This is a genomic window from Limnohabitans sp. TEGF004, from assembly GCF_027924965.1.
Taxonomy (GTDB): Bacteria; Pseudomonadota; Gammaproteobacteria; order Burkholderiales; family Burkholderiaceae_C; genus Limnohabitans.
Map to the genome: position 1 here is coordinate 2,083,814 of NZ_AP027056.1, position 19,300 is coordinate 2,103,113.

Below are 19,300 nucleotides of genomic sequence, written 5' to 3' on the forward strand. Positions count from 1 at the left end.
GTGGCTCAGGCCGAGGCGTCTGATTGTCCTAGGGCTAACAAAGGAGCCGCATGGGCAATGCGTGAACGCACACGTTCGAGCAAGTTATGGTGGGCTGCATCATACGCGCGGTTCAAAGCAGTACCAAAGGCCACATCATCGGCGGAACCGTGGCTCTTAAAAACAATGCCGTTCAAACCCAAAAGCGCGGCGCCGTTGTAACGGCGGTGGTCCACCTTGTCTTTGAAATCAGAAAGTACAGGATAGGCAAAAATAGCTGCAATTTTTGTGAAGATGTTGTGTGTAAACGAATTTTTCAGCGTTTCACTGATCTTATGCGCCAAGCCTTCGCTGGCTTTCAGAGCCACATTACCCACAAAACCGTCGCACACGATCAAGTTGACCGTGCCTTGGTAAATGTCTGTGCCTTCGACATTGCCATAAAAGTTCAAATCACCAGAGTTAGCCGCAGTTCGCAACAGTTCGCCTGTTTTTTTGATGACTTCATTGCCTTTGATGTCTTCTTCGCCGATGTTCAACAAGCCCACCGTGGGGCTTTCAATGTTGTCGAGCACCGACACCAAGGCCGAACCCATGACCGCAAACTGCAACAAATGCTGAGGCGTGCAATCGACGTTGGCGCCCAAATCAAGCATCGTCGTGCCGCCACCTTTGAAATCGGGCATGCGACCCGCAATGGCCGGGCGATCGATACCGTCGATGGTTTTAAGCAGATAGCGTGAGATCGCCATCAATGCCCCCGTGTTACCAGCAGATACCACCGCTTGGGCAGCACCACTCTTCACCTGCTCAATCGCCACGCGCATGGACGAATCTTTTTTGCGGCGCAAGGCCACTTCGACGGGGTCATCCATGCCCACCACTTCGGAGGCTGGAATCACTTGAGCGCGAGGATGAGAAAAAGACGATAGCGCCTCAGGCAGACCGACCAACAAGAGTTTCGCGTCTGGGTGCGTATCCAAGAAACGGCGACAGGCTACCAGCGTGACACGCGGGCCATGGTCGCCACCCATGCAATCAACAGCAAGAGTGGTCATGCAGGTTTCTTCTCGTCAAAAAAACAAAAGCCCGAGGCGCCAAAGACAGCCACGGGCCAATGAAGAATGAAGTAATTAAGCTTCAGACTTGGTCTTCAACACTTTGCGACCACGGTAGAAACCGGTGGGGCTGATGTGATGACGCAAGTGGATTTCACCAGTCGTTGGCTCAACGGCTGTGCCGGGAGCTGTCAACGCTGTGTGCGAGTTGTGCATGCCGCGCTTGGAAGGAGATTTTTTGTTTTGTTGAACAGCCATGATCGGCTCCTGGAACTAAATGTGGGTTAACCGTTGGGCCACAAACCAACCATGGGTCAGCGTGACACGAAGCCTACGATTATAGCCCAACTCCTACGATTTCAGTGCTTGCGCGTTTTGAGCGACGCCAGCACGGCAAATGGGTTGGGTTTGACCTCAGCCAAGATGGCCTCTTCTTCTTGCGAAGTTGGTGCCTGCTCACTCAAACACGCTGGATGCATGGGCACCAAGGGCAAGCTCATCAGCAGCTCGTCCTCAATCAAGGCCAATAAGTCGAAGTTGTCTTCCATGACCAACAGGTCTTCATCTGACTCATCGTCTTCGGCCAATGCGGTGGCTTCGTCAGCCACAAAGCGGAAATCTTGCTCAATCAGCAACTCCACTGGCACAGGGTGCAGGCAGCGCTGGCAAGTCAAGGGCACGGTGGCTTTGGCTTCCAAGTGCAACCAAGCGTCGTCTTTGCCACGTTGCTCGGGGTCAATGGCGCCTTGCGCTGACCATGACACATGGCCCGTCACCTCGCCGCTGCAGTCTGCGGCCAAGCGCTCAAACTCTGCCACGGGTGTGTCACCCTCAAGGTGCATTTGCGCTTTGGCAAAGGCTTTGACATCGAGGGCATGAAGGTTCTTTGGTGTTTGCATGCGCGCCAGTGTAAGAGAATCCACCCATGTCTATTGCACAACGCGCCCTGATTTTGGGCTCTACCTCACGATACCGCCGCGAACTACTTGAGCGTTTGCGTGTACCTTTTGACGTGGTCAGCCCCGATGTGGACGAAACGCCACTGGCAGGCGAAGCCCCGCACGCGCTTGCCACCCGTTTGGCTTTGGCCAAAGCCAAAGCTGTGGCGACCTTGCACCCCAACGCGGTAGTGATTGGCTCAGACCAAGTGGCTGACCTGAACGGCGAACCCTTGGGCAAGCCAGGCACCCACGAACGCGCCGTGCTGCAACTGCAACGCATGCGCGGCCAAACCGTGGTGTTTCAAACCGCGGTGTCCGTGGTCTGCATGGACAGCCAGTTTGAACAAACCGAACTCGCGCAAATCAAGGTTCGCTTTCGCGATCTGAGTGACGCCGAAATCGAAGCCTATTTGCGCGCCGAAGAACCCTACGACTGCGCTGGCAGCGCCAAGAGCGAAGGCCTAGGCATTGCCTTGCTCGACGCCATCGACAACGACGACCCCACTGCCCTCATTGGCCTACCCATGATCCGCACCGCCCGACTGCTGCGCGCCGCTGGCATTGACTTGTTAGGAGCCATGAAACCATGACCGCCGCAACCCAAAAAGGCACGCTTTACCTCGTACCCACACCACTGGACTTTGGCTGTGACACCCAAGCCCCCATCACCGATGTGCTGCCGCAAGAAACCTTGCGCCTGGCAGCAGGCGTGACGCACTGGATTACCGAGAACGCCAAAAGCACCCGCGCCTTCTTAAAGCGTGTGGATGCCCATGTGCCGTTAGCTAAAACCATTCAAGAAAACACCATCACCGAACTGCCCCGCGAGGTGCACAAAAAAGGCGACCACACGGGCGAGTTTGATGCCAAGCCCATGCTCAAAGCCGCTTTGGCAGGCCACGATGTGGGATTGGTCAGCGAAGCGGGCATGCCTGCGGTGGCTGACCCCGGCTCGTCGGTGGTGCGCGCCGCGCACGAACTGGGCATTCGTGTGGTGCCGCTGGTGGGCCCTGTGTCATTGCTGCTGGCCTTGGCCGCCAGTGGTTTGAACGGTCAAAACTTTGCGTTTGTGGGCTACTTGCCACAAGACGCTGCGGCCCGCACGCAGCGCTTGCGCGAGCTAGAAAACCTCGCCGCCAAACACGGCCAAACCCAAATGTTTATCGAGACTCCCTATCGCAACCAAGCCCTATGGGATGCACTGGTGAATGGTCTGCAAGGCAACACCCGCTTAGCCCGCGCTAGCGGCTTGACCATGGCCAGCATGCAAGTGCACTGCAAAACTGTGCAAGCTTGGCGCAGTGCGGGCAAGGCCCAAATTTCGGGTGAACCCACTGTGTTTTTGATTGGTAAATAACGCAGCACATGCAGCATCAAAAAAAGGCTCCTCGCGGAGCCTTTTTGCTTTGAGCTGAAGCGACCAAGTCGCTCGCAACTTTTTAAATATCAGCGCGGATCAAAGCAAATCAACGCACCGCAGGCATGGTCTGCAACGCACGCACCGCACCTTCGCCAATGGCAGCGCCAAAGCGCTTGGCCAAACGCTCGGCCACGTTTTCGTGCCGGGTGTAGTCGATGATGTCTTCGGCTTTCACAATTTCGCGAGCCACGTAGTCAAGGTTACCCAAGCCATCAGCAAGACCGAGCTCTACCGCTTGCTCACCGCTCCAGAACAAACCACTGAACAGTTCTGGCGTTTCTTTCAAACGCTTGCCGCGACCATCACGCACCACTTGGATGAACTGTTGGTGAATTTGGTCCAGCAAGGTTTGTGCGTGCGTGCGTTGTTGCTTGGTTTGTGGGCTGAACGGGTCTAAGAAACCTTTGTTCACGCCAGCCGTCATCAGGCGGCGCTCCACGCCGAGTTTGTCCATCAAACCAGTGAAGCCAAAACCATCCATCAACACACCAATGCTGCCCACGATGCTGGCTTTGTCGACGTAAATTTCATCTGCAGCCACGGCGATGTAATAAGCGGCAGAGGCGCAAGACTCTTCCACCACGGCGTACACCGGCTTTTTGTGTTTTTCTTTCAAGCGACGAATTTCGTCGTTGATGATGCCTGCTTGCACGGGGCTGCCACCGGGCGAATTGATTTGCAAGACCACCGCTTGCGAGCCTTCGTCTTCAAACGCAGCGCGTAATGCCGTCACCACCCACTCGGCGCTGGCATCGGCACCATCGGCGATTTCGCCTTTGATAGCAACCACAGCCGTGTGTGGCTGGCTGGGGTTGGCACCCGTCACACCGCCTTTGTGCATACCCGTCCAAAGCAATGCAGCCACCAATGCCAACCAAGCAAAGCGGAAAAAGATGCGCCAGCGACGGCTGGCACGTTGCTCGGCAAGCGTGGCAAATGCCAAGCGCTCCAAGGTGTCGCGCTCCCAGACCGTTTTGTGGCTAGGTTTTTCTTGGTTTTCGTGGTGCTCAGACATGTCAGTAAGTTTTTGCAAATTAATCTAAAAATTCGAAAGGTTTCAAGTTGTACGCAGTATGCCAGTGGACGACGCCATCGGCTTCTAAAAGCTCAATTTTCACCAAGCCACCGCGGCAAGGCCCACCGGCGCATTCACCCGTGTCAGGTGCGTACTCGGCCCCGTGGGTGGCGCACATCAGCCAGCGGCCTGACGCGTCAAAAAACTGGTCCGGCTGAAAGTCCATCTCCATCGCGACATGGGTACAGCGGTTGAGGTAGGCATGCGGCTGGCCTTCAAAGCGAATGGCAAAGGCGCGGCAGGTTTGGCCCGCAAACACCACATCAAACGGCACAGCGCGGCCACCATCGGCCAAGTCGGCGCTGTTGCACAAGGGCATCACTTGAGAAGCAAAGTCAGTCATGGCTTTTACGCATTCGCCAACAACCAATCGTGCAACTCCTTCACAGAGTGCGCGATGAATCGTGGGTTCAAGGGTTCAAACTGGCCGTGGTCGTGTGCGCCGTAGCTCACGCCCACACTGGCGCAACCCGCATTCACGGCCATTTGCAGGTCGTGCGTGGTGTCGCCAATCATCAAGGTGCGTCCGGGCTCCACGCCAAATTCGCGCATCAGCTCGTGCAGCATGCGTGGGTGGGGCTTGCCTGCTGTTTCATCTGCCGTGCGCGAGCCATCGAACACGCCTTTGAGTTCACTGGTATGTAAGGCTTCATCCAAGCCTCGGCGGCTTTTGCCTGTGGCCACTGCCAGCCAATGGTGGCGTTCGCGCAAAGCGGCCAGCAAAGGCAAGACGCCATCAAACAAGGCGATGTCATTGGCGTGCTTCATGTAATGGAAACGGTAGCGTTCACCCAACAGCGGGTATTTGTCTTGCGGCACATCAGGCGCAGCATGGGCCAATGCCTGCATGAGCGCCATGCCAATCACATAAGACGCCGCCTCGTCCGTGGGCTTGACGCCGCCCACATCCACTACGGCGGCCTGAATGCAACGGGTGATGATTTGCGTGGAGTCAAACAGCGTGCCGTCCCAATCGAAGGCAATCAAATCAAACTGGCGCGGGCGTGTGGTCATACGTCGAGGTGCGGTTGAATGATGGGCGGCTGAATGCCGTCCACAAAGTTTTTCAGCTCCGGCGGCAGCGGCGCTTGCAAGCTGACGGGGCGGTGGCTTTGCGGATGCTGAAACTTGAGCTGCCAGGCATGCAAGAACATGCGCTTGAGGCCCATCTTCTGCAAGAGTTTGTTGTGCTCGAAGTCGCCGTATTTGTCGTCACCCGCAATCGGGTGGCCTTGGCTGGCCAAGTGCACGCGAATTTGGTGGGTGCGACCGGTTTTGATGGTGACTTCCAGCAGCGTGTACGGGCCCACCGTGCGTGCCACACGCACCAAAGTGATGGAACGCATGCCGTTCGGATCGTCCTTGTCCACCACTTTGACGCGGCGTTCACCCTCGCCCACACCAGTTTCGACGGTGTACTTGAACAAGGGCGAGTCAATCACCTTCTTGTTGGACGGCCACAGGCCCAGCACCAAGGCCAAATAGGTTTTGCCCGTTTCGCGGTCGCGGAACTGGTCTTGCAGGTTTTTGAGGGCGCTGCGCTTTTTGGCCACCAGCAACACGCCCGAGGTTTCGCGGTCTAGTCGGTGCACCAGTTCTAGGTTGGTCGAGGCTGGACGGGCACGTCGCAGTTGTTCGATCACGCCAAAGCTCACCCCACTGCCGCCGTGCACAGCCACGCCTGCCGGTTTGTCGATGGCCATCATGGCCTCGTCTTCCATCAGGACGGGAAATTCACGGGCAGGAGCGGGTGCATCGGCCTTGGCCTTCACTTGAGCCGAGATGCGCACAGGCGGCAAGCGCACCAAATCGCCCGCCTCCACCCGTTGATCGGCCGAGGCGCGGCCCTTGTTCACCCGCACTTCGCCGGAGCGAATGATGCGGTAGACGTGGGTTTTCGGCACACCCTTGAGGTGGCGCATGAGGAAGTTGTCTAAGCGCTGACCAGCCGAGTCTTCGTCGACAGTCAGTGTTTTTACCGAGGGGGCGGGGGTTGGGGCCGAAGCCCCTATAATGTGATTCACCAGCGTTTTGCTCTAAGTGCTTGATTTAACAGAGATTAGACCATGTACTGACGAACGCGGTAAGGTCGATGCCCCTTTTGTGCCCGAGACGCAGACCCAGTACCCAAGAGACTGAGTGGCCCTCGCCCCAAAAGTTGAGCCGACGATCAGAAAACACTGAAACGGAATACCCCAAGTCGTGGAGGCTCTTTTTGAAAAGCCTCCATGACGGATGACTGCGAGAAGCAAAAACGATGGTTGTGGCAATGTTGATGTTGATGGAACTCTGCACAGAGTGGCTTTTGCCACCGACTGTGTGCAGCGTTGCGCGTCGCACCTTTGCCAGCTGGACCAGCCCTGTCTCCCCTGCAACGGCTCATCAAGCCACGCACTCGACAACAGGACAACCGCGACTTCTTGCCCTTATCCACGCGCCCACCCACCGTCCCCTGCGCTGATCTCACATTGATTAGCGTGGAGGTGACGGTCTCAGCGGCAATTCCCTTCGTTCTCTGACGTCCCTCAGGCATCGTTGGCCCGTCATGGGCCTGTGATGATTTGACACGTGAAGGAACCGCATCATGAAACGGATGCTCATTAATGCAACCCAGTCGGAAGAACGCCGCCTGGCCATCGTCGACGGCCAAAAACTGCTCGACTATGAAATTGAAATCGAAGGCCGCGAACAGCGCAAAGGCAACATCTACAAAGCTGTAGTCACCCGCGTTGAACCATCGCTCGAAGCTTGCTTTGTGGACTACGGCGAAGACCGCCACGGCTTCTTGCCATTCAAAGAAATCTCCAAGCAGTACTTCGCCGAAGGCGTGACTGCGAGCCAAGCACGCATCCAAGACGCCATCAAAGAAGGCCAAGAACTCTTGGTCCAAGTGGAAAAAGAAGAACGTGGCAACAAGGGCGCAGCCCTGACCACCTTCATCAGCTTGGCCGGTCGCTATGTGGTGCTCATGCCCAACAACCCACGTGGTGGTGGCGTCAGCCGCCGCATCGAGGGCGACGACCGCGCCGAACTCAAAGAAGCGATGGACCAATTGGAATACCCGAAGGGGATGTCCATCATCGCGCGCACCGCTGGCATTGGCCGCAGCGCCCCTGAGTTGCAATGGGACTTGAACTACTTGCTCAAGTTGTGGACCGCCATCGACGGCGCCAAGGGTGCCAAAGGCGCGTTCTTGATTTATCAAGAATCCAGCTTGGTCATCCGCGCCATCCGCGACTACTTCAACCATGACATCGGCGACATCTTGATCGACACCGATGACATCTATGAGCAAGCGCACCAGTTCATGGCCCACGTCATGCCTGAGCACGCCGCTCGCGTGAAGCGCTACAGCGACGAAACCCCGCTGTTCAGCCGCTTCCAAATCGAACACCAAATCGAATCGGCCTATGCCCGCACCGTCAACCTGCCATCAGGCGGCGCGATTGTGATTGACCACACCGAAGCTTTGGTTTCTGTGGACGTTAACTCGGCACGCGCCATCAAAGGCGGCGACATCGAAGAAACTGCGACACGCACCAACCTTGAAGCTGCCGACGAAGTGGCCCGCCAAATGCGCTTGCGCGACTTGGGCGGCCTGATCGTCATCGACTTCATTGACATGGACGAAAGCCGCAACCGCCGTGATGTGGAAAACCGCTTGCGCGAAGCATTGCGCCACGACCGTGCCCGCGTGCAATTTGGCACCATCAGCAAATTCGGCTTGATGGAAATGAGCCGCCAACGCCTGCGCCCTGCGCTGAGCGAAGGTGCTTCGATTCCTTGCCCACGCTGCGGCGGCTCTGGCCACGTGCGTGACACCGAGAGCTCGGCGCTGCAAATCTTGCGCATCATCCAAGAAGAGTCCATGAAGGACAACACGGCAGCCGTGTACGCCCAAGTGCCAGTGGAAGTGGCGTCGTTCTTGTTGAACGAGAAGCGCACTGAAATTGCCAAGATTGAAATTCAACAACGCTTGAACGTGTTGCTCGTGCCTAACAAGACACTGGAAACACCGAACTACAAGTTGGAGCGTCTCAAGCACGACGACCCGCGCCTCGACCGCGTGGAAGCCAGCTACAAAATGGCCGAGGAGTTTGAAGACCCCACTGCCGTGACACGCCGCTCACAAGAGCCTACAAATAAGCAAACGCCCGTCATCAAAGGCGTATTGCCTGATGCACCTGCGCCAGCACATGAGCCTAAGCCTGCTGCACCGGCGAAAGCACCTGCACACGCACGCGGCGCTAAGCCTGCGGCCAAAGCACCCGAAGCTAAATCAAGCGGCTTGTGGGGTTGGTTCACTGGTTTGTTCAGCAGCGACTCAGAAGAAAAAGCCAAGCCAGCTGTAGGCGACAAAAAGCCAGGCGAACGCGGCGAGCGCCGTGATGGCCGCAGTGCTAATAGCCGAGGCGGCCGTGGTGGCCGCGGTGGCCGTGGTGGTGATCGCGCTGAGCGCGGTGAGCGCCCTGAAGGTCAAGGTCGCAACGCTGAAGGCCGTAATGAGCGCAACGCCGAAGGCGTTGAGGCCCGTGGCGAACGCCCAGCACGCGGCGAGCGTGCAGAGCGTGGCGAGCGCAATGTGGAACAACGCGGTGAAGGTGGTCGCAGCGAGGGTGGTCGCGAAGGCCGTGGCCCACGTCAAGACCGCAACCGCGGTGGTCGTGGCGAAGGCCGCAATGCAGAAGGCCGTAACGGTGAAGTTCGCAATGCAGAAGGCCAAGCCGCCCTCGACAACAACGCATCACCTGAAGCTCAAGCAGAAGCTCGCGCCAAAGCCCGCAACGAACGCATGGCCCGCGAAGAGCGTGGCGAAAGCACCGAAGGCGGCAACGAGCAACGCGAACCTCGCGGTGAACGCACAGAGCGCGGCGAACGCAGTGAAGGTGGCCAAGGCCGTCGCGAACGCAGCCCACGCGGCGAACGCAACGACGGTCGCCGTGAACGCGCCCCACGTTTAGACGAAAACGGCAACCCTGAAGCCTTGCCACTCGACCAAGCTGCTGACACCGAAGGCCAAGCAACGCAAACCGACGAGAACGGTGGCGAGCGTCGTGAGCGCCGCTCACGCGACCGTTACGGCCGTGACCGCCGCGAGCGTGGCGACCGCGCACCGCGTGAAGAAGGTTCTACAGAACACGCCGACAACGGCCAAACTGCTGAGCACGACCACGCTGCGCATGACCACACGTCAAACGAGCAAGCCCCGCAAGAAGCCCGCGAGACACGTGAGCCACGCCAACCGCGTGAACCACGCGAACCACGTGGTGAGCGTCCAGAGCGCCAAGAACGCAACGAGCGCTCTGACCGTTCCGACCGCGCTCCACGTCACGCACCGCGTGAAGAAGCACAGTCAGCAGCGCCAGCGGCCCAAGCCCCTGCACGCCAAGGCATGCCGCATATCCAAGCGTTCACACTGCCTTTGGCAGAGATGCAAGCCGTGGCTCAAGGTAGCGGTTTGGAATGGGTCAACTCCAATCCAGACAGCATCGCCGCCGTACAAGCAGCCATCGCAGCTGAGCCAAAGCCTGTGCATGTGCCACGCGAGCGCCCACCGCTGGTGATCTTGGATGAAGGCCCACTGGTGTTGGTTGAGACCCGCAGGGATCTGTAAACCACCCGCACCCCGCAAGGGGTGATGAGCTCCAAAAGAAAAAGGCCTAGAGAAATCTAGGCCTTTTTTGTTTATGGGGTGTACGTGATGTTTGAGCGTCTAGACGACAAATGCGTACAGCAGCTCTAGCTATGAACCAACGATGCTTGCCAAAGCACTGCCGCTTTATGCCGCCACTTCAGCGGCTCGTTTCCAGCACGACTGGGCACGCGCCGTATCTTCTTTTTGCTCAGCCAATTGGGCCAAGGTACGCCAAGCATGGCGCTGCATGTCGGCATGGGTGAGTTGAGGTGCAGCTTGCTCCAACATCTGTTGGGCCTTGCCCCACAGCGCATGATGCCAACACACCATGCCAGCCAAATATTGCAGCTCCACCCAACGTGGGTAAGTTTGACGCGCTCGGTCGATGCTGGCCAACCACTCGGGGTCGGCGGGCAACAACACCAGCGCACGGGCCAAAGCTTGGGCCACGCGCTCACGGATGGCAGGCGTGCAGCTGTCAGGCTGCTGCACCATGCGGTTCCACAAAGGCGTGAGCCAAGGCATCACGGCTGCGGCTTCGCCGCTGAGTTTGAGCATGCGTTGTGCGGCGTGCAGCACCACGTCGGGTTGACTGCGCTCGGTGACTTCTAGAGCATCCCATGCGCGTTGCAATTGGGCGCTGTCGTGCGCTTCGTTCAGGCTGGCCACAGCCAACTCACGCAACAGGCTTTGGCCAGCTGCATCTGAAAACGCGCCGTGCTTGGTCAGCAAGCGTGCGGTCTCCAAAGCTGAGGCATGTTGTTTGTTCAAGCGAGCAGCTTTGAGGCGCATGCGCAAAGCCAACATGCGGCGGGCTGCACCGTGGCGCAAACCATCGAGCCAGCGAGCGGCCTCGGGTGCATCGCGGTCGCTCAAGGACCAACGGGCGGCTGCCAAATAGGCGGCTTCCATGGTTTCTTCCACCAACTCATCCGACGCTTCGCGGTTCATGGCCATGATGGCTTGCAGGTGAGACACACGTGTATCGCGGTCACGCAAAGCGTGTGCGCTTTCAGCCGCCACCAAATGCGATACCGCACGCAGCTGGTGCGCGTGGCGAGGGGCAGGGTCATCAGCCGTGCGTACCGAAGCCAACAAGCTTTCTAATGCGAGGGCTTTGTCAGCCGACTTCACAGCGCGCACATAGCGACCACTCCACAACTCAGACAGAGCATCGAGCAAAGCCGCGTGCATGGCACGTTCTTTTTGTTGCAGGCGCCAGCGACGCGCTTGGTGCGGCAATTCAAACAAAGCCGACATGGCGCGCCACGACAAGTGCAGCATGACAAACAACACCACGAGCACGAGCAACACCAAATTGAGCGACAGGTCGACACGGTAAGGCGACCAAAACACAGTCACCGTGCTTTGATTGCCACCCGCCAACAAAGCAGACGCCACCGCCACACCAAACAGGGCCACAAACCACAGAGCGGCTCTCATGTCAGCGCCCCGCTGCAGCTGTGGTGAGGGCCGCGATGGTGTCGTCCACGCGCGGAATCTCAATTTGCTTGGACTGCGCCAACACCTCACGCGCCAGCGCCAAGGTGGTTTGGCCTTGGCGGGTTTGCATGTCGAAGTAATGCGCCAAATCGTCGTTGGCTTGCTTCATGTCGGACTGCACCACATCAAAGTGACGGGCCAGCAAACCCAAGCGGGCATTGAGCAAACGCAGTTTGAGGTTTTCTCGCACAAAGTAACTTTGGTCGGGCGCGAGCATGCTGGCTTCGGGCTTGTCGATGCGGCTCACGCGAATGAGGTTTTGTGCATCGTTCCAAATGTCGGACCACACCTTCTCCCACCAGCTCATGCTGATGGCTTTCGCCCAGCTGGTGGTGGGCACGGGCTGAGCAGCTTTGGGTTGAGGCGCATTGCCCACTGCGTTCAGCAGTGGCAAGGTGTCGACCACGCGCACCAGTTCGTCGAGCTTGAAAAGCAAAGCAGGTGTGTCGGCCACCGAGGTAGCCTTGATGCGTTCGATGTCGCGGGTCACAGCACGCAGCACAGGGGCCAAGCGCGGCTGCGCAACCTTGGTCAAGCGTTGCTCAGCCGAGTTGAGCGCGGCCAATAAGGGCTGCACACTGCCAGTGAGCTGGGCTTGTTGTTGGGCCAGACGAATGGCGGACTCAATATCCACCACCAGGTTTTCGTCACGCGAGCGTGAGAGGCTTTGCATCAGCTCTTCGAGTTGACTGCGTTGCAAGGACACTTCGCTGAGTTTGGCGTCGGTCACCGACAAGCGGGCTGCCGTTTCGCGCGCCAGCTCTTCGGCTTGTTTGGAGGTCACACGCGCTTCCACGGCTTGGCTGCCGGTGTCCGCGCTTTGGCGTGCCAGTTGTTCTTGAATGCCCGAGAGCTTGGCCCACATCAGGCCCGACCCCACAGCGCCCACCACAGCCAACGCACCGATGCTGCGTGTGAGCCACTTGCTGGTGTCCGTTGTGTTGTTGAACTCACTCGCGCTGGCAAGCGGTTCTGTGGTGTGGCCCAAAGGCGGGAGGTTGTGGGTGTCGTCGTGCTCTGGCTTCATGCCAGAGATTCTAATGAGACTAATAAATCTGCCAATGACGGCTTAGACATTTGAATTTCACCAAAACCCAAGGACTGTGCGGTTTGCGCGATGCGGGGATGGGTGGCAAGACAGCGTGCCTTGGCCCAGCTTTGCGTGGGCAAAGCATGGACCAGATGCTCAATCGCTTGCGAGCTGCTGAAGCACCACACACTGCCGTCCGTCGCGGCACTGACGGCCTGCGCTTTGTGCTCTGCCGACCACAGGGGCGCGCGACGCTCGTAAGCCACCACAAACTGAGGCGATGCGCCTGCGGCCTGCAGTTTCTGAGCCAACCAATCACGACCTGTGCCGTTCGGTGGAACCTCTGCTACGGCGCTTGGCACTGCTTGTGAAACACCCGCAGTGCTTTGTGACATGCCTGCGTCTGCCGACACATCATGGCCACGAACAATCAGCACAGGCTGTCCTGCCTTGACTTGCGAGGCCACACGTTGCCACAAGGCTTCTGAGTCAAACTGCGCCGCGTCGGCGGCGGGGCTGTCAATGCACGCCTCGGGCACGCCCGCTTGCAGCAAGGCTTTGTGCGTGCCGGGGCCTGTGGCCCAACAGCGCGGGCCGTTTAACCAGGTGGGGCTAGCAGCTTGGCCAGCATCGACACGCTGCGCCGCGGGTTGGCTGTCAAAGAAATAGCGCACAGCCTGAGCACTGACAAACATCACGGCTTGAAATTCAGCCCATTGCGCCCACGCTTGCACCACAGCTTGTCGATGTGTGGCGGGCCCCACCTCAATCAACGGCAAGGCCAGTGCTTGATAGCCCGCAGTTTGCAGCGCATCCACCCACGCTGGCGCATCGCCTGCAGGTCGGGTGATGATGACGCGCATGGCTGGCAACGTGAGGTTTAGTGAGCGCCTTGCGCGCGCAACTGAGCCGCCACCGATTCGCCCAGCGAGTTAGCGGCATCGCGCGAAGCGGGGTCAGCCGCATTCAAGGCTTGCTTTACTTCAGCACGCAACAACACCGGCGCGCCCGATGGGTCACCCCAAGCGGCTTGCAAGTGCAGCACGCCATCGGTCAAGGTGGCATGTGCGGCCAAAGGCATCGAGCAGCTGCCGCCCATGGCGCGGCTCACGGCGCGCTCGGCGGTCACGGTCAGCCAAGTAGCGGCATCGGCCAAGGGGGCCAAGGCTTGTGCAACGTCGGCACGGTTGCTGCGCACTTCGATGCCTAACGCGCCCTGCCCTGCGGCGGGCAACATCTCGGTGGTTTCAAAAATGTGGCGAATGCGCTCGCCCAAACCCAAACGCTTCAAGCCCGCAGCGGCCAACACAATGCCGTCGTACTGACCTTCGTCGAGCTTGCGCAAACGGGTGTCGAGGTTGCCACGCAAAGGCTCAATCTTCAAATCGGGGCGCAAAGCGCGCAGCAGCACGGTACGGCGCAGGCTAGACGTGCCCACCACCGCGCCTTGCGGCAAATCGTTCAGATGTGCATAGGTGGACGACACCCACGCATCACGCGGGTCTTCGCGCTCCATCACACAGGCCAGATCAAAGCCTTCGGGCAAATCCATGGGCACATCTTTGAGCGAATGCACGGCCAAGTTGGCTCGGCCTTCTTCAAGGGCCACTTCGAGTTCTTTCACAAACAAACCTTTGCCGCCCACTTTGCTCAAGGAGCGGTCCAAGATTTGATCGCCCTGCGTGGTCATACCCAACAGCGCCACGCTGTGGCCTTGGGCCTGCAACAAGGCTTGCACATGCTCGGCTTGCCACATGGCCAAGCGGCTTTCGCGGGTGGCGATGGTCAAGGAAACAGGGGATGAGGAAGCAGTGGACAAAACAAAACTCGCTTTTTCAGGGCCACAACGCGCGTGGCGAAATCAATTGAGGCAAATGTTAGCAGGCGGGCCTTGGCGTTTGGCTTGCAGAAAGCGCGCGCCGCCAAGACGAAAGCAAAACGTCTTAACGGGAAGCCCCCGCCAGCCCGATAAAATCTGACCCATATGACAAACCAACTCGACAAAAAATCCCAAGCGTGGTCCGCCCTGTTTTCTGAACCCATGAGCGAGTTGGTCAAGCGCTACACCGCCAGCGTGTTCTTTGACAAACGCTTGTGGCAAGCCGACATCACGGGCAGCTTGGCCCACGCCGAGATGCTGGGCCACCAAGGCATCATCGGCAAAGACGACCATGCCGCCATCCAAAAAGGCATGGCACAAATTTGGTCTGAAATTGAATCTGGCCAGTTCGAGTGGAAGCTCGACCTCGAAGACGTGCACCTCAACATCGAAGCGCGCCTCACCCAACTGGTAGGCGATGCGGGCAAGCGCCTGCACACCGGACGCAGCCGTAACGACCAAGTGGCCACCGATGTGCGCCTGTGGTTGCGCAGCGAGATGGACCTGATCATCGACTTGCTGGTCGATTTGCAAAAGTCACTCGTGGAAGTGGCTGAGAAAAACGTCGAAGTCATCTTGCCCGGCTTCACCCACTTGCAAGTGGCCCAGCCCGTGAGCTTTGCCCACCACCTGTTGGCCTACGTGGAAATGTTTGCACGCGATGCCGAGCGGATGAGCGACGTGCGCCGCCGCACCAACCGCTTGCCATTAGGCAGCGCTGCTTTGGCAGGCACCACCTACCCGCTGGACCGCGAGCGCGTGGCCCGCACACTGGGCATGGTCGATGAACACGGCAACGCACAAGTCTGCCAAAACAGCTTAGACGGCGTGAGCGACCGCGACTTCGCCATTGAGTTCACCGCCGCCGCCAGCCTGTGCATGGTGCACATCAGCCGCATGTCGGAAGAGTTGATTTTGTGGATGAGCCAAAACTTTGGCTTCATCAAAATTGCCGACCGCTTCACCACCGGCAGCTCGATCATGCCGCAGAAGAAAAACCCAGACGTGCCCGAACTCGCACGCGGCAAAACTGGCCGCGTGGTCGGTCACTTGATGGGCCTCATCACCTTGATGAAAGGCCAGCCCTTGGCCTACAACAAAGACAACCAAGAAGACAAAGAGCCTTTGTTTGACACGGTGGACACACTCAAAGACACGCTGCGCATCTTCAGCGAAATGGTGGGCGGACAAGTCAACCCAGCCACGGGCCAAAAAGAAGGTGGCATCACCGTCAACGCCCAAGCCATGGAAGACGCGGCAAAAAAAGGCTTTGCCACTGCCACCGACTTGGCCGACTACTTGGTGAAAAAAGGCCAGCCTTTCCGCGATGCCCACGAGACCGTGGCACACGCCGTGAAAGCCGCTGCCAGCCACAACTGCGATTTGTCTGAGCTGCCACTTGAAGTGTTGCAAAGCTTTCACCCCGCCATCGAAAAAGATGTGTACGACTGCTTGAGCCTGCATGGCTCACTCAATGCACGCAACACTCTGGGTGGAACAGCACCTGTTCAGGTTTGGGCGCAGATTGAGCGTCACCACAAACGCCTAGGCTGATATGTCAGACGCCCCGAGTCAGCGCAGCGCCCTCCACGCCATCGCTGCCTTTGAGGCAACCAAAGGCTTGGCCGCGCTGGCTGGTTTGATTGGCGTGCTCGACCTGCTGCACCGCGATGTGCGTGCTGTGGTCTTGACGCTGATTGGTCGCTTTGGCCTGGACCCCGAGGCGCACTACCCTTCCCTGCTGCTGCATTACGCTGAGTTGCTGCCAGACACCGATGTACAGATGCTGCTGATACTGGCCTCGGTCTACATTGCGTTGCGCTTTATCGAAGCAACGGGTCTTTGGCTAGGCAAAGCATGGGGCGAGTATTTGGGTGCGCTGTCGGGCGGCATTTACATTCCGTTTGAGGTGGTGCATTTCATCGACGAGCCCTCATGGATGAACGCCTTCATCGTGACATTGAATACGGTCATCGTGGGCTACCTAGCCTACGCCTTGTGGCATCGCCATCAACAACAGGGACACGCATGACCGACATCCTCACCATCACCCTCAACCCGGCCTTGGATGTGTTGACCACCATCGACAAGGTGAGCGACACACACAAGATGCGTTGCGGCTCGGTGATCAAACACCAGGGCGGCGGAGGCGTGAACGTGGCACGTGTGCTGCACCGTTTGGGCGCGAACTGCGTGGCTTTGTATATGGCAGGCGGCGTCACAGGCGAGCGTCACCACAAATTGATGAGCGCAGAGAAAGTGCGCTGCCATGTCATGCCCATCGCCGAAGAAACACGCGAGAGTTTTTCGGTGCACGAAACATCGAGCGGCAATGACTTTCGCTTTGTGCTGCCCGGCCCTCAGGTCTCAGCCGCTGAAGTGGAAGCGTGTTTTGATTACGTGGCACAACACCTGCCCAAACAATTCTTGGTCATCAGCGGCGGCTTGGCACCCGGCGTGCCCGAGAACTTTTATGCGCGCTTGACCACCTTGGCCAAAGCGCACAGCGTGCGCGTGGTGCTAGACACCAATGGCCCTGCGCTGACCGAAGCACTGAAGGTCGGCGTGTATTTGTTCAAACCCAGCTTGCGTGAGCTGCGCGATTTAACCGGCCAAGCCTTGACCACCGAAGAAGCCCAAGTAGCAGCCGCGCAGCAACTCATTCAAAGCGGCCACGCCGAGATCGTGGCGGTGTCTTTGGGCGCAGACGGCGCCTTGGTGGTCAGTGCCAACGAACAGTGGCGTGCCCGCAGCATTCAGGTTGATGTGCAAACCACGATTGGCGCGGGCGACAGTTTTGTGGGCGGCATGGTGTGGTCACTGGAGCGTGGAGACAGCTTGGTCAAGGCGTTTCAGTACGGCATGGCGTCTGGGGCGGCCGCCTTGCTTGCGCCTGGCACCTCGTTGAGCCAAGCGGCAGATGTGCACTATTTGCTGCCACAAGTGGTGGTTCAAGCAGCCTGACGCCCTCGCTTTAAATTATTTCAATCCCGCTGTCGCACTCTTCACAGGGCTTGAGCATCACCTCGGGCTACCATCCGTCTCAAATTTAGGAGACCCCCATGCCCGTGATTACCAACATCGAAGACTTGCGCGTTTTGGCCGAGAAACGCGTGCCCCGCATGTTCTATGACTACGCCGATTCCGGCAGCTGGACCGAGGGCACTTACCGCGCCAACGAAGAGGATTTCCAAAAAATCAAGCTGCGCCAACGCGTGGCGGTGAACATGGAAAACCGCTCCACCGCTACCAAGATGGTCGGCCTCGATGTGAAGATGCCCGTGGCCATTGCCCCCGTGGGCTTGACCGGCATGCAAAGCGCCGACGGCGAAATCAAAGCCGCCCGCGCTGCTGAGAAATTTGGCATCCCTTTCATCTTGTCCACCATGAGCATTTGCTCGATGGAAGACGTGGCCGCTGCCACCACCGCCCCCTTCATGTACCAGCTCTACATGATGCGCGACCGCGAAGCCATGTCCAACATGATTGAGCGCGCCCGCAAAGCCAAGTGCAGCGCCTTGGTCCTGACGCTCGATTTGCAAGTGATTGGCCAACGCCACAAAGACCTGAAGAATGGTTTGACGGCGCCCCCCAGCCCCACCATCGCCAACATCATCAACCTCATGACCAAGCCACGCTGGTGTTTAGGCATGGCAGGCACACGCCGCCACACCTTTGGCAACTTGGTAGGCCACGTCAAAGGCGTGAGCAACATGAAGTCGCTGTCCTCATGGACCAACGAGCAGTTTGACCCACGCTTGTCGTGGGAAGACGTGGCTTGGGTCAAAGCCCAATGGGGTGGCAAGCTCATCCTCAAAGGCATTCAAGACGTGGAAGACGCAAAGCTGGCCGCGCAAAGCGGCGCGGACGCCATCGTGGTGAGCAACCACGGCGGTCGCCAACTCGACGGTGCGCAATCCAGCATCGAAGCCCTGCCCGCTATCGTGGCCGCTGTGGGCGACCAAATTGAAGTGTGGATGGACGGCGGCATTCGCTCAGGCCAAGACGTGCTCAAGGCTTGGGCCTTGGGTGCACGCGGCGTGCTGATTGGCCGTGCCATGGTGTACGGCTTGGGTGCGATGGGCGAAGAAGGCGTGACCAAGGCGCTGCAAATCATCCACAAAGAACTGGATGTGACCATGGCGTTTTGCGGCCACACCAACATCCAAAACGTGAACACCAACATCTTGCTGCCGGGCACGTTTCCCACGGCTTGAGGTGCATGAGTTGAGGCACACTTGACGGATGACTGAACACAAAACTGCACCCACCGGCGTCAGCGGCTGGTGGCGTGCGCTGAGCATTTTCTTGGCCCTCGTGGTGCTCATCGGCTGGGCGTTCAGCGCCAGCATGTATGAGCAGTTCAAGGCGCAAATTCACCACCTCGAAGCCAAGCTGGTGGAAATTCCGCAGGTGCGTGAGGTGTCCGTGTTGCTTGACGATGCGCAGGCCCCCGCCATGCTGCTGACCTACGACCCGAAAAATCAAAAGCTGCAAGTGCAACGCTTGAACGATGTACTCGAAGGGCGTGAGCAAGCCTTGCATGTGTGGGCCATCGCCGAAGACGACACGCCGCGCATGTTGGGCGTGCTGACCAACAAATACAAAACCCAACAACTCGATGTGCCCGCACAAGCCTTAGAAGGTGCGCGCACTCTGGCCATCAGCGTTGAAAACAAAGACCGTGGCCCGCGTGATGGCAAGCCTCGTCAGCCTTTGCTGTTCAAAGGTTGGTTGGTTCAAAAAGCCATTTAACTCGGATGCGCTTTGGTGAATGGGT

19 protein-coding genes are annotated in these 19,300 nt (G+C 58.5%); 8 read left to right on the forward strand and 11 right to left on the reverse strand.

Features of this window, described 5'->3' with window-relative positions; all coding sequences use genetic code 11:
• Positions 1-5 precede the first annotated feature (5 nt).
• From plsX to LINBF2_RS10170, 3 genes are all read right to left on the reverse strand, one after another.
• The gene (plsX, locus tag LINBF2_RS10160) at positions 6-1,037 is read right to left on the reverse strand and encodes a phosphate acyltransferase PlsX (RefSeq protein ID WP_104801355.1); all 1,032 of its coding nucleotides are present in this window, start codon (positions 1,035-1,037) and stop codon (positions 6-8) included.
• Between the two features lie 75 nt (positions 1,038-1,112).
• Positions 1,113-1,295 carry a 50S ribosomal protein L32 gene (gene rpmF, locus LINBF2_RS10165; protein WP_100131470.1) on the reverse strand — a complete coding sequence of 61 codons (183 nt, stop codon included), beginning with the start codon at positions 1,293-1,295 and terminating at the stop codon, positions 1,113-1,115.
• A gap of 101 nt (positions 1,296-1,396) precedes the next feature.
• Positions 1,397-1,936 (reverse strand): YceD family protein, encoded by a 540-nt coding sequence (locus LINBF2_RS10170; RefSeq protein ID WP_281888622.1) that lies wholly within the window; start codon positions 1,934-1,936, stop codon positions 1,397-1,399.
• A 26-nt stretch (positions 1,937-1,962) separates the two neighbouring features.
• Between LINBF2_RS10170 and LINBF2_RS10175 the strand changes: the two genes are divergently transcribed.
• Together LINBF2_RS10175 and LINBF2_RS10180 are read left to right on the forward strand one after the other, a co-directional pair.
• Entirely contained in the window at positions 1,963-2,568 is a 606-nt protein-coding gene (locus LINBF2_RS10175; RefSeq protein WP_281888624.1) for a Maf family nucleotide pyrophosphatase, read from the forward strand.
• The gene (locus tag LINBF2_RS10180; protein WP_281888625.1) at positions 2,565-3,335 is read left to right on the forward strand and encodes an SAM-dependent methyltransferase; all 771 of its coding nucleotides are present in this window, start codon (positions 2,565-2,567) and stop codon (positions 3,333-3,335) included. The genes LINBF2_RS10175 and LINBF2_RS10180 overlap by 4 nt, the downstream gene beginning before the upstream one ends.
• Positions 3,336-3,444: 109 nt before the next feature.
• On the opposite strand, the gene LINBF2_RS10185 is transcribed toward LINBF2_RS10180, so the two are convergent.
• Genes LINBF2_RS10185 through LINBF2_RS10200 form a run of 4 tightly spaced genes read right to left on the reverse strand, consistent with a single transcriptional unit; the run spans position 3,445 to position 6,497 of the window.
• Complete coding sequence (locus LINBF2_RS10185) at positions 3,445-4,413, reverse strand: S49 family peptidase (RefSeq protein WP_104801351.1); 969 nt, start codon at positions 4,411-4,413, stop codon at positions 3,445-3,447.
• 19 nt (positions 4,414-4,432) lie between these two features.
• Positions 4,433-4,816, reverse strand: coding sequence for a Rieske 2Fe-2S domain-containing protein (locus LINBF2_RS10190; protein ID WP_104801350.1), 384 nt, complete (start codon positions 4,814-4,816; stop codon positions 4,433-4,435).
• Positions 4,817-4,821: 5 nt separating this feature from the next.
• On the reverse strand, positions 4,822-5,487 hold the full coding sequence (locus LINBF2_RS10195) for an HAD-IA family hydrolase (protein WP_281888627.1): 666 nt from the start codon (positions 5,485-5,487) through the stop codon (positions 4,822-4,824).
• Entirely contained in the window at positions 5,484-6,497 is a 1,014-nt protein-coding gene (locus LINBF2_RS10200) for an RluA family pseudouridine synthase (RefSeq protein ID WP_281888629.1), read from the reverse strand. The genes LINBF2_RS10195 and LINBF2_RS10200 overlap by 4 nt, the downstream gene beginning before the upstream one ends.
• Before the next feature lie 560 nt (positions 6,498-7,057).
• Between LINBF2_RS10200 and LINBF2_RS10205 the strand changes: the two genes are divergently transcribed.
• A complete protein-coding gene (locus tag LINBF2_RS10205) occupies positions 7,058-10,087 on the forward strand; it encodes an Rne/Rng family ribonuclease (RefSeq protein ID WP_281888631.1) in 3,030 nt (1,009 codons plus the stop codon).
• Between the two features lie 165 nt (positions 10,088-10,252).
• Here the strand turns inward: LINBF2_RS10205 and LINBF2_RS10210 are convergent, their stop codons facing one another.
• The 4 genes from LINBF2_RS10210 to hemC are packed head-to-tail and all read right to left on the reverse strand — an operon-like array spanning position 10,253 to position 14,430.
• A complete protein-coding gene (locus LINBF2_RS10210) occupies positions 10,253-11,551 on the reverse strand; it encodes a heme biosynthesis HemY N-terminal domain-containing protein (protein ID WP_281888633.1) in 1,299 nt (432 codons plus the stop codon).
• Between the two features lies 1 nt (position 11,552).
• A complete protein-coding gene (locus tag LINBF2_RS10215) occupies positions 11,553-12,638 on the reverse strand; it encodes a uroporphyrinogen-III C-methyltransferase (protein WP_281888635.1) in 1,086 nt (361 codons plus the stop codon).
• Positions 12,635-13,504: a uroporphyrinogen-III synthase gene (locus LINBF2_RS10220; protein ID WP_281888636.1), complete on the reverse strand. Its 870-nt coding sequence runs from the start codon at positions 13,502-13,504 to the stop codon at positions 12,635-12,637. Before LINBF2_RS10220 ends, LINBF2_RS10215 begins: the two co-directional genes overlap by 4 nt.
• Before the next feature lie 17 nt (positions 13,505-13,521).
• Positions 13,522-14,430, reverse strand: a complete 909-nt coding sequence (gene hemC, locus LINBF2_RS10225) for a hydroxymethylbilane synthase (RefSeq protein WP_281888638.1) — start codon at positions 14,428-14,430, stop codon at positions 13,522-13,524.
• Between the two features lie 195 nt (positions 14,431-14,625).
• Here hemC and argH point away from each other — a divergent pair, with 195 nt between their 5' ends.
• From argH to LINBF2_RS10250, 5 genes are all read left to right on the forward strand, one after another.
• Entirely contained in the window at positions 14,626-16,074 is a 1,449-nt protein-coding gene (argH, locus tag LINBF2_RS10230) for an argininosuccinate lyase (protein ID WP_281888640.1), read from the forward strand.
• A gap of 1 nt (position 16,075) precedes the next feature.
• Positions 16,076-16,552, forward strand: coding sequence for a DUF2127 domain-containing protein (locus LINBF2_RS10235; RefSeq protein WP_281888642.1), 477 nt, complete (start codon positions 16,076-16,078; stop codon positions 16,550-16,552).
• A complete protein-coding gene (locus tag LINBF2_RS10240; RefSeq protein WP_281888644.1) occupies positions 16,549-17,484 on the forward strand; it encodes a 1-phosphofructokinase family hexose kinase in 936 nt (311 codons plus the stop codon). The genes LINBF2_RS10235 and LINBF2_RS10240 overlap by 4 nt, the downstream gene beginning before the upstream one ends.
• A 98-nt stretch (positions 17,485-17,582) precedes the next feature.
• On the forward strand, positions 17,583-18,737 hold the full coding sequence (locus tag LINBF2_RS10245) for an alpha-hydroxy acid oxidase (protein ID WP_281888646.1): 1,155 nt from the start codon (positions 17,583-17,585) through the stop codon (positions 18,735-18,737).
• A gap of 28 nt (positions 18,738-18,765) precedes the next feature.
• The gene (locus LINBF2_RS10250; RefSeq protein WP_281888648.1) at positions 18,766-19,275 is read left to right on the forward strand and encodes an anti-sigma factor; all 510 of its coding nucleotides are present in this window, start codon (positions 18,766-18,768) and stop codon (positions 19,273-19,275) included.
• Positions 19,276-19,300 lie beyond the last annotated feature (25 nt).